The sequence below is a fragment of the Streptosporangium sp. NPDC004379 genome (genome assembly GCF_042873875.1).
Classification (GTDB): Bacteria; Actinomycetota; Actinomycetes; order Streptosporangiales; family Streptosporangiaceae; genus Streptosporangium.
Window position 1 is genome coordinate 621,695 of the sequence record NZ_JBIAMC010000002.1, and the last position, 12,725, is coordinate 634,419.

General features: G+C 74.4%; 9 protein-coding genes. 2 read left to right on the top strand and 7 right to left on the bottom strand.

Features of this window, described 5'->3' with window-relative positions; all coding sequences use genetic code 11:
• Positions 1 to 4: 4 nt before the first annotated feature.
• The 4 genes from lhgO to ACFYSC_RS06980 all read right to left on the bottom strand — a co-directional run bounded on the left by lhgO (position 5) and on the right by ACFYSC_RS06980 (position 7,223).
• A complete protein-coding gene (gene lhgO / locus ACFYSC_RS06965) occupies positions 5 to 1,240 on the bottom strand; it encodes an L-2-hydroxyglutarate oxidase (RefSeq protein ID WP_389957811.1) in 1,236 nt (411 codons plus the stop codon).
• 240 nt (positions 1,241 to 1,480) lie between these two features.
• Positions 1,481 to 4,426: an SCO7613 C-terminal domain-containing membrane protein gene (locus ACFYSC_RS06970; RefSeq protein WP_389957814.1), complete on the bottom strand. Its 2,946-nt coding sequence runs from the start codon at positions 4,424 to 4,426 to the stop codon at positions 1,481 to 1,483.
• Positions 4,427 to 4,615: 189 nt separating this feature from the next.
• Entirely contained in the window at positions 4,616 to 5,842 is a 1,227-nt protein-coding gene (locus ACFYSC_RS06975; protein ID WP_389957816.1) for a hypothetical protein, read from the bottom strand.
• A 73-nt stretch (positions 5,843 to 5,915) separates the two neighbouring features.
• Complete coding sequence (locus tag ACFYSC_RS06980; RefSeq protein WP_389957819.1) at positions 5,916 to 7,223, bottom strand: MATE family efflux transporter; 1,308 nt, start codon at positions 7,221 to 7,223, stop codon at positions 5,916 to 5,918.
• Between the two features lie 187 nt (positions 7,224 to 7,410).
• On the opposite strand from ACFYSC_RS06980, the gene ACFYSC_RS06985 reads away from it, so the two are divergent.
• Together ACFYSC_RS06985 and ACFYSC_RS06990 are read left to right on the top strand one after the other, a co-directional pair.
• A complete protein-coding gene (locus ACFYSC_RS06985; RefSeq protein WP_389957822.1) occupies positions 7,411 to 8,880 on the top strand; it encodes an ATP-binding protein in 1,470 nt (489 codons plus the stop codon).
• Between the two features lie 61 nt (positions 8,881 to 8,941).
• On the top strand, positions 8,942 to 9,910 hold the full coding sequence (locus ACFYSC_RS06990) for an aldo/keto reductase (protein ID WP_389957825.1): 969 nt from the start codon (positions 8,942 to 8,944) through the stop codon (positions 9,908 to 9,910).
• A 295-nt stretch (positions 9,911 to 10,205) separates the two neighbouring features.
• Here ACFYSC_RS06990 and thpR read toward each other — a convergent pair whose 3' ends face one another.
• The 3 genes from thpR to ACFYSC_RS07005 form a co-directional block, all read right to left on the bottom strand.
• On the bottom strand, positions 10,206 to 10,778 hold the full coding sequence (thpR, locus tag ACFYSC_RS06995; protein WP_389957828.1) for an RNA 2',3'-cyclic phosphodiesterase: 573 nt from the start codon (positions 10,776 to 10,778) through the stop codon (positions 10,206 to 10,208).
• Positions 10,735 to 11,979, bottom strand: coding sequence for an MFS transporter (locus ACFYSC_RS07000; RefSeq protein WP_389957958.1), 1,245 nt, complete (start codon positions 11,977 to 11,979; stop codon positions 10,735 to 10,737). The genes thpR and ACFYSC_RS07000 overlap by 44 nt, the downstream gene beginning before the upstream one ends.
• A 284-nt stretch (positions 11,980 to 12,263) precedes the next feature.
• Positions 12,264 to 12,716 carry a MarR family winged helix-turn-helix transcriptional regulator gene (locus ACFYSC_RS07005; RefSeq protein WP_389957830.1) on the bottom strand — a complete coding sequence of 151 codons (453 nt, stop codon included), beginning with the start codon at positions 12,714 to 12,716 and terminating at the stop codon, positions 12,264 to 12,266.
• Positions 12,717 to 12,725 lie beyond the last annotated feature (9 nt).

A 12,725-nucleotide genomic window follows, 5' to 3' on the forward strand; every position in this document is an offset into this window, starting at 1 on the left:
GCGGTTAAAAGGACGACGTCGAGATTAGCCCCACAATATGCCCGGCGATTGCCAGACTGGACGTCGCCGCAGGTGAAGGGGCGTTCCTGACCAGCGCCACCCGGTCGTGGACGTCGACGGAGAAGTCGTCCAGAAGGGCGCCGTCCCTGCCCACGGCCTGCGCCCGGACGCCGCCCTCGACCCGGACGAGGTCGCCGGCGCCGATGGCGGGCACGTAGCGGCGGGCGGCGGCCAGGAAGGCCCCCCTGGACAGCGAGCCCAGCACCTCCCGCACCCCGGTACGCCAGTGCCGTACGGCCAGCCGCCGGGTGCCCCGCCAGGCCAGGATCCGGCGCAGGTCGCCCGGATCGACGTCGCGCCAGGAGTAGCCCTCCAGTGCCAGGGCCATGACCGCGTTGGGGCCGACCAGGACCTCGCCGTCGATCCGGCGGGTCAGATGGACGCCGAGAAACGGGTAGCGGGGGTCGGGGACCGGATAGATCAACCCTCGGACCAGGTCCTTCGCCGCGCCGGCCAGCGCGTAGTACTCCCCGCGGAAGGGGACGATCCGTACGTCGCCGGGTGCTCCGGCCATCCGGGCGACGGCGTCGGTGCCGAGCCCGGCGCAGACGATCAGCCGGTCGAAGCGGAGCCTCCGCTCACCGGCCAGCACGTCCACCCCGCCCGAGGTCTGCCGCAGCGCGCGGACCGGGTGCGACAGGAGCACCGAGCCGCCCAGCTCCTCGACGTCGCGGGCCAGGCGACGGGCCACGGCGGGGAAGTCGGCGATCGCGGTGTGCGGGGAGTGCACGGCGGCCACCCCGACGGCGTCCGGCTCGACCTCGCGCAGCGCCAGGGCGTCCAGTTCGGCGATGCCGGGCACGCCGTTGGCGCGGGCGCGCTCGGCGATGTCCCGCAGCCCCGGACGCTCGGCGGCGGTGGAGGCGATGACGAGCTTGCCGACCTCGTCGTAGGGGATGCGGTGCTCGGCGCAGTACTCCCTGAGCATGGCCGCGCCCTCGCGGCACAGCCGCGCCTTGAGCGAGCCGGGCCGGTAGTAGATCCCCGCGTGCACGACGCCGCTGTTGTGCCCGGTCTGGTGGGCCGCGACGCGGTCCTCCTTGTCGAGGACGGTGACCGTGGCGTCACCGGCCAGGGCCACCTGCCGGGCCACCGCCAGGCCGACGATCCCCGCGCCGACGACCCCGACGTTCCCGCGCGGGCGGGTGCCGCCGGACGCACCGGCCTCCAGAAAGCGCATGCCCGCACGCTAACGGCAACACTCCGCCGCGGTGAAGCCCCTTCCAACGATCGTCACCTTTTGCCCACATGTCAGGTGAAAGCCGGGACCACCCGCCGGAACCACCCCGTCGAAGCCCCCGCCGAGACCTCGCGCCGGGACGACCCGGAGGATCCCACCCTCAGGGGCCGCGCCGGACCACTCGGGAACCCCCGCCCGCGGAGGCCGCGCGCCGCCCGCGCTCGGCCTCGTCAGCGAGTGTCAGCGCATCCTGCCGACGGCCGCCCGCAGGCGGCGCACGTCCCTCAGCCGTGCCTCGTAGGTCGCGCCGAGCGCGACCAGCAGCGACCCGCCCGCCGCCATCGGCACCCACCGCGGCACGGCCACGACGGCCAGCGCGATCCACGGGGCCAGCTCGTGCAGGACGACGACGGCCAGCGTGAGGCCGCCGAGCAGGGCCGGCGCCTGGAGCCGCCACCGGGCCCCGGCCAGCAGCACGGCCATCGAGACCAGACCGAGCAGCAGCGGCCGGACCCAGCCCCCGCCCTGGAGCACCGCGAACGCGCTGGGCAGCAGGCCGGTGGCGAGCCCGGCCCCGTAGGCGCTCCACGAGGAGGTCCTCGCCCCGCGCGCCCGCCACCGGCCGAAGATCACCAGCACCAGCGCGAACGGGACCGTGTACGCCTCGATCACCGACACGTCCCAGGCGAGCAGCCGCAGCCAGGAGGCCGCGAGCAGGAGGCCGGTCCCCGCGTACCCGGCCTGACGCCGATCGGGGCGCAGCGCCGTACCGGCCATCAGCACGCCGGCGACCGCGCAGGCCAGCGCCATCACCGGCAGGTCGGCGCCGGAACCGCCGGCCCCGGCGTCCGCGGCCACGCCGGGGACCGAACCCGCGACGGCGAGGAGCAGGCCCGCGGCGGCGAGGACGTACCCCGCCGTCTCCGCCCCGATCGCGAACGCCGACCGCCGCAGACGTCCCGCCACGACCGCCGCCACACAGGCGACGGCCTGCACACCGAACGCCGCGTACCGTACCGGCCACTCCGCCGCCAGGCCGGCGGCCAGCGCCTCGCCGCCCAGAAGCAGCGCCGCCGCACCCGCCGCACCGGCCCGTACGGCCGGCGTCCGGCCGCCCGCCGCGACCGCCGCCCCGATCACCGCCAGCACCGGAAGCACGATGAGCGTGGCGGGTCTCGTCGCGAGTGCCCAGGAGACCGCCGTCGACCCCGCCCACAACGCCCCGGCCACACCGGCCGCTTCGGCGGCACCGGTCGTTCCAGCCGCATCGGCTGCATCGGCCGTCCCTGCGGCACGGGCCGCTCCGGTGGTGGAGGCCGTCCCGCCGGCACGGCCGCGCGCGACCGCCCACGCCGCCGGGACGACGCCCGCGACCAGCAGCGCCACCTCCGCCCCGTACGGCGGTACGGCCGACGCCGCCAGCGCCGCCGGCACCACCGGCCCGGCGGCCGAGGCCGCCGCGATCGCCCCGGCGCGCCCCGCGGCCCGGCCGCCGAGCACCGCCAGGGCGATCACCGTGAGGACCGCCAGGACGACGAGGGGCGGGTGCTGCCGGACGTGCTCCACCGGCGGCGCCCACGGCCGGGCGAGCGGGTGGTAGAGCCCGTGGATCCCGGCGGCGAGCGCGGGGACCGCGACGAGCCCGGCCAGGAGCCCGGCGGAGACCGCGGCGGCCGAGCGGATCCGCACACCCCCGCGGACCGGCGCGTCCGTCGCGCCGCGGATCCGCGCGCTCACCGGGCCCGGCCCGCTCGCCGTGCCATGGATCCACGCGGCCACCGGACCCGGCGCACCCGCCGCTCCGCGGATCCGGGCGGCCACCGGGCCCGGCGTGTACAGCGCGACAGCCGCGACGACCAGCGCCGCGGCCACCTGGGAGACGGCCTGCCACTCCCCCGGGAGCAGCGTCCAGAGGGGCGCGGCCAGGCCGGCGGACGCCGCGAGCGCCGACGCGGCCGCGAGGGCCGTACGCGCCGGAGCCCCCGGCCGTACGGCGACGGCCACCCCGATCACGGCCAGCGCGACCAGCAGCGCCCCGTCGACGAGGCCGGCGGCCACGGCGCCCGGAACCGCGCCGGTGGCCGGAGCCGCGAAGGCGGCGTGGAGAACCCCGCAGAGCACGGCCGATATCCAGGCCAGGCCGAAGCAGACGGACGCGGTCACCCACGCCCACCGCCCGCCCGCGTCCCGCTCGGATCCGCGTGCCCGGCGGGTGAGGAGCCCGATGAGGGCCGCGTCGAGGGCGACCGTGGCCGCGAGGGCCGCCGTGCTGTGGACGTCCACCCCGCGGGCGAACAGCAGCGGGAGCGGAAGCTGGGCGAGAACGATCGCCACCGGCAGCGGCAGCCTCAGCGGCAGCAGCCGCGAGTACCCCGCCATGGCGAACGCGACCACCGCGGACACCAGGGCCGCGTAGTGGCGGCCGTCGAGGTCTCCGGCTCCCGCCAGACCGACCCGCCGGGCCGCGTAGCCGTCCAGGAGGAGAAGTGCGGCGCCCAGCATCGCGACGGTCTCCGCCGTCGTGGCGAGCGACCTCCGCACCAGGAGCCTCGGCGTGGCGAGGGCCAGCACGGTGACCCCGGCGAGGATCGCCGCCCGCCCGCCGATGCCGATGCGTCCCCAGTTCACCGCGGTGAAGACGACGGCCGCGACGACGAGGAGCAGGCCGCCGAGCGTGAGGAGGAGATTCTGCACGGCCCGGGGCGAGAGGTCCCGGCGCGGTACGGCGGGACCGCCGGGCGCCCCCGCGGGCAGGGGCCCGGAACCGGCCCCCGCCGCCCATCGCGGACCCCGGGCGTTCCCGGCGCCCTCTCCGGCATCCGGGACGCCACCGCCGTCCCACGGGCCGTCTCCGTCCCGTCGGGCCTCGTCACCCCGCGGGTCACCGCCGTCCCCGGAGTCGCCGGTCGCTCGCCGTGCACCCGCCGTTCCCGGCCCGGCGGACGGGGCGCGTTCGGCCCTGAGCCGGGCGAGCAGTCTGCCGCGCCGTTCCAGCAGCTCGGCCTCCTTGCCCCGCAGGTCCGCGAGGGCCCGGTCCACGTGCCACAGCCGGGTCGCCACCGGCCCTCGCAACGGCAACGCGCAACGGGGACAGCGGTCGTACGTCGCGTCGATGGGCGCGTCGCACTCCGGGCAGCCCATTCCCAGCGGGAGCCGCGCACCTGGGGGCGGAGTTCGGTCTGGCATGGCGTCGAGGATGGCAGGCGCCGATTGCCGTTCGGTTGCGGAAGGCGCTCATCCCCGTCCCGTCCCCGGACGGGACGCCTCACCCCCGATGACCCACCCGGCAGCCCGGTCCGACGGCCGGCGCCACCGCCGGACGAGACGACTCGCCCCCGATGAGCGCCGGATCCCGGGCCGGGTCCCCGGTCCGCCCTACCTGGCGCGGCGGGCGATGAAGGTGATGACGCCGGTGGCCCCCGCCGCGACGGCCAGCCAGAGCGCCACCGCCCGGGTCGGCACCCCCGCGTCGGCGTCGGCGGCCCGTGCCTCACCCCGGGCGTCCCGCCCCGCGTCGGCGGCCGTCGTGGCCCGGCCGTCCGCCTTCCCCGTCGGGGTCGGCGTGGCCTTCGCCCGCGCCGCGTCGATCTCACGGAGGACCCGTTCGGGCAGCGGGACGCGGTAGACGGGGCTGCCGACCCCCTCGCTCCCGGTCAGCAGCGCCCTGCCGTCGGGCGTGTAGGCGATGGACTCCGCCTGCTCCAGCGGCGGCATCGACACTCGGGAGATCTCCTCGCCCGGCGCCCGGTAGACGGTGGCGGAGAAGTAGGTGCGGATGACGAAGCTCGACCCGTCAGGGGCGTAGGCGGCGTCGGTGGCCATGATGGGGGCGGAGCCGACCCTGCGGAGCACGTTGATCCGGTCGGTGCGCAGCCGCTTCGGCGCCGCGTAGACGCCGCCGGCGAACTGCTTGGTCACGACGTAGAGCCGCCCGGTCCGGGGGTGGACCATGACGCCCTCGGCGTTGTGCTTGCCGTCCTCGTAGCGGAACCGGTAGCGCACGGCGGGCAGGGTGGCGTCACGCATCGCGGCGGGCTCGTCCACCCGGTAGACGGAGACGTCCGGCCACGCCCCGTCGAAGTTGTCGCCGATGTCGGCGAACCAGAGCACCCCACGCCCGGTCCCCGGATCCTTGGACGCCGCCATCCCCTCCCAGTCGCGGGCCGACGCCCCCCGGAGGGTGAACGTCGCGCGGGTACGGCCGGCGGGCCCGACGGCGTAGAAGACCGGACCGGCCGAGCTGTCGTTGTGGGTGTAGTAGACGTCCGGATGCGTCGGCGAGACCGCCAGCCCGCTCGACTCGGTGATCCGCCGGTCCTTGAAGGTGAACAGCGGCCTCCCCTCGTCGTCGTCTCGCGCCGCCGTCCGCACCCGCGCCTGGGCTTGGACCCGCACCTGGGACACCACCGTCTGGGACCGCTTCGCCGTCCCCTCGCGGACCTGCGCCCGCGTCTGGGACGCCACCGCCCCGGACCGCTCCGGCTCCGCCCCACGGACCTGCGCTTCGGCACGCGGCCCGGTGAACGCCACCGCCCCGGCCAGCGCGACCGCCCCGACCGGCGCGAGCGCACGGATCACGATCTCCCCCGCCTTACTCCCCATCCCGCCATAATGCCCTGCGATCGGCCCGCGAAAGCGGCCGTCCCCTCGCCGGGGCGGACCGCGAGCCGGCGGGTCAGCCCCGCGCCGCCGCCCGCCCCGGTACGGCCGGTTGTCCCACCAGCGCGCTGTAGCGGAGGAAGCCCGTCCCCTGCGCGGCCACGAGCAGCAGGTTCGCCGCGATCCTGGCCGCCCAGAGGCCGGTCAGGCCCGCCGTCGCCGCCACGGGAAAGGCGGCCAGGGCGAGCAGGCCGTACAGGATCGCGAAGTAGGTCAGGCTGGCCGAGGACCGTCTGAGCGCGGTGAGTCCGAACCCGGTCACCGCCTGGCAGGCGTCCGCCATCGCCGCCAGGATCATCAGCGGCAGCAGCCCGAGCACCCGGTCCGCCACCGCGGCGTCGCCGGTGAACAGCCCGACCAGCCCGTCCCCGGCCACCGCGGGGACCGCCGCGCCCGCCGACGCCCCGGCGAGCGCGATCATCAGGGCCGCCCGGACGGCGCGGCGCGCCTCGCGCGGGTCTGCGGCGCGGGCGACCACCGGGACCGACGCCTGCGCCACCGAGATGGAGGCGACCATGACGAGTCCGATCAGGGAGTTGAGGACCGCGTGGACCGCCCCGTCGTCCGCGCCGAGCCGGGCCGCCGCGAACGCCACCACGCCCAGCACCGCGAACTTGACCAGTACGGTGCCCGCCAGCGGGAGGCCGACCCGGGCCATGTCGAGGATCTCCTTCGGCCGGGGCCGCCCCGGGCGCGTGGAGTGTCCCCGGAGCATCGGCAGGCGGCGCAGGCAGACGCCGGCGACGGCCGCGCCGACGCAGGCGGAGGCGACCTCGGCGATCCCCGCCCCTGTCAGGCCGAGCGGCGGGACCAGTGCGGCGGTCAGTGTGACGGCGACGGCCGTCGCCGACAGCCCCGACCAGAGCACCATCCGGCTCCGGCCGAGGGCGACGAGCGCCGAGTTCGCGCCGCCCGCCAGGGCCGTGACGAGGATCTGCAGCGCGGTCAGAGCCGGGTAGAGCCCGAGTTCGCCGACGACCTCGCCGGGAACGCCGCCGATCCGGGCGATCACGGGTACGCACGCCACGGCGAGCGCGCCCGTCACCCCGACGGCGATGGCCAGCCACCGGGCGTCGCGCATGATGGGAACCGCCGCGTCCGCGTCGTCGCGGACCGGCGCGAGGAACGGCATCAGGCCCCGCATGACCCCGGTCACCGCGGCGATCGCCGGGTTGGCGACCGCGCCGACCAGTGCGGCGGCGGCCAGCGTCGCGGTCGCGTGCCGGCCGAGGACCGAGACGGTCACCAGGGCGCCCGCCATGGAGGCGACCGAGGCGAGGTAGAGGGGGACGGCGGCGCCGAGGATCGTGCGGCAGGGGGTCATGAGACGGAGAATCCCGGGGAGCGTCGTCACGCTCCACCCGGGATCGGTGCCCATCCTATCGCGGAAGATCACTGGACGCCCGGGAATCCACCGCTCTCGCTCACCGGCCCCTGAACCGACAAATGATCTTAGAGGCATGCCCCTTAGAGTTATAGTTCTAAGAGGTATACCTCTAAGGAGCGCGCCAGTGATCGAGAAGCCCGAGTACATCTTCGCCCGGGACACCGAATGGGCCGCGCTGAGCCGTTTCGTGGAGAGCGAGGCGCCGAGCGCCCGGCTGGGCGTGGTGAGCGGGCGGCGCAGGCAGGGCAAGACCTTCCTCCTCAATGCCCTCGTCGAGGCCGTCGGCGGGTTCTATTTCGTGGCCAGCGAGGACACCGAGACGGAGGCACTCCGCCGGTTCGGCGAAGCCCTGGCCTTCCACGCGGGCGGCGGAGGGCGATACCAGTTCGACAACTGGGACCAGGCCATCGACCGCCTGTACGCGACGGTCCCCGACGGCCTCGTCGTCATCGACGAGTTCCCCTACCTGACCAAGGCCAGCCCGGTCCTTCCCTCGCTGATCCAGCGGGCCCTCGACCCGGGTGGCATCGCACGCCGGGCGAGGACGAAGATCCTGCTCTGCGGATCCGCGATGTCGGTGATGGGCGGCCTTCTCGCCGGTGACGCCCCGCTCAGGGGACGGGCCAGCCTCGAACTCGTCGTCAGCCCGATGGACTACCTCACCGCCGCGCGCTTCTGGGGATGCGGCTCCGACCATGAGCTGGCGGTGCTTCTCCACTCCGTCGTCGGCGGAACCCCCGCGTACCGGCACGAGTTCATCTACTCCGACGCGCCCTCGTCGCTCGCGGAGTTCGACGACTGGGTGGTCAGGACCGTGCTCAATCCCGCGGTCCCTCTCTTCCGTGAGGCCCGCTACCTCCTCGCGGAGGAGACCGAGATCCGTGATCCGGCCCTCTACCACGCCGTTCTGGGGGCCATCGCCGCCGGGCACACCACGCGCGGCGGCATCGCGGGATATCTCGGGCGCCCCTCAACCCACATCGGCCATCCCCTGACGGTGCTGGAGGACAGCCGCCTGATCCATCGGGAGCAGGACGCCTTCAGCTCGGGGAAGTTCACCTACCGGATCACCGAACCGCTGATCACCTTCTACGAGAGCGTGATGCGCCGCACCTGGAGCTTCCTTGAGCGCGGGCTGGCCAGGCAGGCGTGGGAGGTGTCCAGGAGCGGCTTCCTCTCGCAGGTCGTCGGTCCGCACTTCGAGGAGCTGTGCCGGGAGTTCACCATCGCCGACAGCCTGAACCTGTTCGGCGAGCTGCCGGGGCGGGTGTCCCCGGGGGTCGTCCCGGATCCCTCAAACAAGAGGTCGATCCAGGTCGACGTCGCCGCGGTCGCGCCGGGCGAAGCGGGTGCCCGCCCACGCGTCATCGCCCTGGGTGAGGCGAAATGGGGGAAGGTCATGGGGCTGCGCCACCTCGAACGGCTGCGCAGGGCCGGGGAGCTGCTGGCCGTCAAGGGGTACGACACCGAGGGCACGTCCCTGCTCTGCTACGGCGGAGCAGGATTCGACACCGACCTGAGCGCGGCGGCCGCCCGCGACGGCCGTATCGTTCTCGTCGATCTCCCCCGCCTGTACGGCGGGACGGCCGGGTAAGGCAGGAGTTCCGCGCGGCGGGCTCGCCTGGAGTGCGCTCCAGGTATTTAGGGTGAAGGTCATGGATTACACACAGCTTGGCCGTACCGGCCTGAAGGTCAGCCGCCTCTGTCTCGGCACGATGAACTTCGGCCCCGTGACCTCGGAGGACGACTCCTTCGCGATCATGGACCGCGCCCACGAGCTGGGGATCAACTTCTTCGACACCGCCAACGTCTACGGGTGGAAGAAGGGCGAGGGCATCACCGAGAACATCCTCGGGCGATGGTTCGCCAAGGGCGGCGGCCGCCGCGAGAAGACCGTCATCGCCACGAAGCTCTACGGCGACATGGGCGACTGGCCCAACGAGGGCCGCCTGTCGGCGCTCAACATCCGCCGGGCCGCAGAGGCGTCGCTGAAGCGCATGCAGACCGACCACATCGACCTCTACCAGGCCCACCACGTCGACCGGAACACCCCGTTCGACGAGTTCTGGGAGGCCATGGACATCCTCAAGCAGCAGGGCAAGATCCTGTACGTGGGGTCGTCCAACTTCGCCGGCTGGCACATCGCCAAGGCGCAGGAGACCGCCCGCCGCCGGGGCGGCCTCGGACTGGTCTCCGAGCAGTCGCACTACAACCTCATCGTCCGCGCCGCCGAGCTGGAGGTCATCCCGGCGTGTGAGGACTACGGCCTGGGCCTGATCCCGTGGAGCCCGCTGGCGGGCGGCCTGCTCGGCGGCATCCTGCGGAAGATCGACAAGGGTCGTTCGGCCTCCGAGCAGATCGCCAAGGAGCTGGAGAAGCACCGCGACAAGATCGAGCGGTACGAGGCGTTCTGCGACGAGCTCGGCGAGGACCCGGCCAACGTCGGCCTGGCCTGGCTGCTGCACCAGCGGGCCGTCACCGCGCCGATCATCGGCCCCCGCACGACCGAGCAGCTCGACGGGACCGTCAAGGCCCTGGAGATCACGCTGGACGACAAGGCGCTGGCCCGCCTGGACGAGATCTTCCCCGGGTTCAGGACGGCCCCCGAGGAGTACGCCTGGTAACGGGCGATCGGCGAAACGGCTCGCGGCTTCCCGCTCCGGTGGGGGGCCGCACGCCGTACGGCGGGGCGCGGGGACGACGCGGCGGAGCCGTACGGCGGAAGCTCGGGAGAGCCGGTGCGAGCCTCGCGCGACCGGACGAAGAGGGCCCGGGGAGTCCAGGAGACGGGGGCCCGGGAAGCCGTACGGCGGGGCCCGGGAGGTTTAGGAGACGAGGGCGCCGATCACCACGAGCAGCACGAGCAGTGCGAGCACCGTGGGCAGCAGCCAGCGACGGGGACGATCCACGCTCTGGAGCTTAGTCCCGCCCATCGGATGCGGGCGCCGTGAGGGGGTAGTCCCCGACCTTCTCGTAGCGGACCGTCGCCCCCAGGTGGCTCCGCACCAGGTGCACGGTGTCCGCCTCCCAGGAGGACCCGGCGAACGCGGCGAACGCGTCCACCAGGTCCTGGACGTCGACGCCGGACCTGGCCCTGGCCAGCGACAGATGCGGCCGGAGCCGCCGCCGGTCGGTCTGTTCGGCCCCGGCCCGCCGCGCCCCCGCCCCGAGCGAGTCCGCCAGGCGGACGAGCCGGAGCTCGGGGCCGCGCAGACCGGTCCAGAAGACCCGCGCCCGGCGGGCGGAGGGGAAGGCGCCCCCGCCCGCGAACGACAGCGTCATCGGCTCGTGGCGTGACGCGGCGCGCGCCAGCCGGACGTGCAGGCCGGGCAGGGCCGCCTCGGGGACCTCACCCAGGAACGACAGCGTGACGTGCCAGTTCGCGGTGTCCAGCCAGCGCAGCTCGGGCCAGGCCGCCCGGTGGGGCTCCAGGGCGCGGGCGAGCTCGTCAAGCACCCGCCGCGGCGGCAGTAGCCCGACGAACAGCCGCATGCGTCGTCCTCCTGCCGATCGCCCTGGTCAGCATTATCGCCGCGCCGACCCCGAGCATCGTGAGCACCCCTCCGATGACGACGCCCGTACGGGGGCCGCCGATCTCCGCGACCCAGCCGAGCAGCGGCGCGCCGATCGGGGCGCCGCCGGTGAAGACCAGCACGTAGATGCCCATCACCCGGCCGCGCATCTCCGGCGAGGCGGCGAGCTGGACGCTGGTGTTGGCGGCGGTGTTGACCGTGATCAGCGCGACCCCGGCGGGGATGAGGAAGAGCAGGTAGAGCGGGTACCAGAGGGCCAGGCCGCTGATGATCTGCGCCACGCCGAAGGACAGGGCGCCACCGATCAGCAGCTTGCGGCTGGGCCGTACCCGCCGGGCCGCGAGCAGCGCGCCGCCCAGCGCGCCGACCGCGAACATGCTGGAGGCCAGGCCGAAGGAGGACGCGCCCGCGCCGAAGACCTGCCGGGCCATCAGCGCGATCGACATCGAGAACGACTGGGTGAACAGTGACACGAAGGCGACCAGCAGTATCGGCAGCAGCAGCTCGGGGCGCGCCAGCACGTACCGCAGGCCCTCGCGGAGCTGGCCCTTGGCCCTGGGAACCGGGTGGGGAGCGGTCAGCTCCGAGGTCCGCATCATCGCCAGCCCGGCGAGGACCGCGCCGAACGACACCGCGTTGACCAGGAACATCGGGCCGGTGCCGCCGAGCGCGGAGATCAGCACGCCCGCGACGGCCGGGCCGACCACGCGGGCCAGGTTGAAGCTGGAGGCGTTCAGCGCGACGGCGTTGGACAGGTCCTTGCGGCCCACCATCTCCACGACGAACGACTGCCGGGTCGGCACCTCGACGCAGGAGATGAGGCCCAGCATGAAGGCCATCACGTAGACGTGCCAGACCTGCGCGCTGCCGGTCACCACGAGCACGCCCATGGTCAGCGCCAGCAGGCCCATGAGCGACTGGGCGGTGATCAGCAGCGGCCGCTTGGGGTAGCGGTCGGCGAGCATGCCGCCCCACAGCCCGAACAGCAGCAGCGGCAGGAACTGCAGCGCGGTGGTCAGGCCCAGGGCGAAGGCGCTGCCGTGCGCCAGGTCCAGCACCAGCAGGTCCTGCGCGGTGCGCTGCATCCACCCGCCGACGTTGGAGATCACGCCGCCGATGGCGAACAGCCGGTAGTTGTGGACGCGCAGCGACCGGAACATCCCGCCCCGCGCGTCGGAGGCGCCGGGAACGGCCTGGACGGTCCTGGTCTCGACGGCCTGCAGCTCATCGGCGGCCGCCGCCCGCGCGGTCCGGCGGCGGCGCGCGGCCGCCCGCCGGCCGGGCATCGCGCGCGTCACCCGTCGCGTGGCCCGCCGTACCGGCCCCTCCTGCGGTACGGCGCTCCCGGCGCCCTCCGGTACGGCGTGCGTTTCAGCGTTGTCCGGTAGGGCGTGCGCCTCGGCGTCCTGCGGGGCCGCCGAGGCGCGGGGTTCCTCGGGTTCGGCTAGATCCGGCTGAGCTTCTCCAGAATCGGAGCCGCCTGCCTCAGCACGGCCCTCTCCTCGGGTGTCAGCTCCTTCAGCTGCCGTGTCAGCCACGCCTCCTTGCGGCGGCGCTCCTCCTTCAGCAGCGCCGAGCCCGCCTCGGTCACGCTCAGCGTCACCTGGCGCCGGTCGGTCGGGTGCGGTGTGCGCGACACCAGCCCTCGCTCGTCCAGCACGGCGGTCACGCGGGTCATCGAGGGCGGTTGCACCTTCTCGAGCTCGGCCAATTCGCCGGGGGTTATCCCGGAATGCCGTTCCACCGCGGCGAGCGTCGCGAGCTGGGTGGGGGTCAGTGAGTGCCCCGCGGCCTGCCTGCGCAGGCGCCTGTTCAGTCGCGCCAGCGACACGCGCAGCGCCGAGGCCAGACCGGCGTCGCTGCGCAGACTCGCGCGTTGGTCCTTGCTTGGGTTCATTATCAAGAC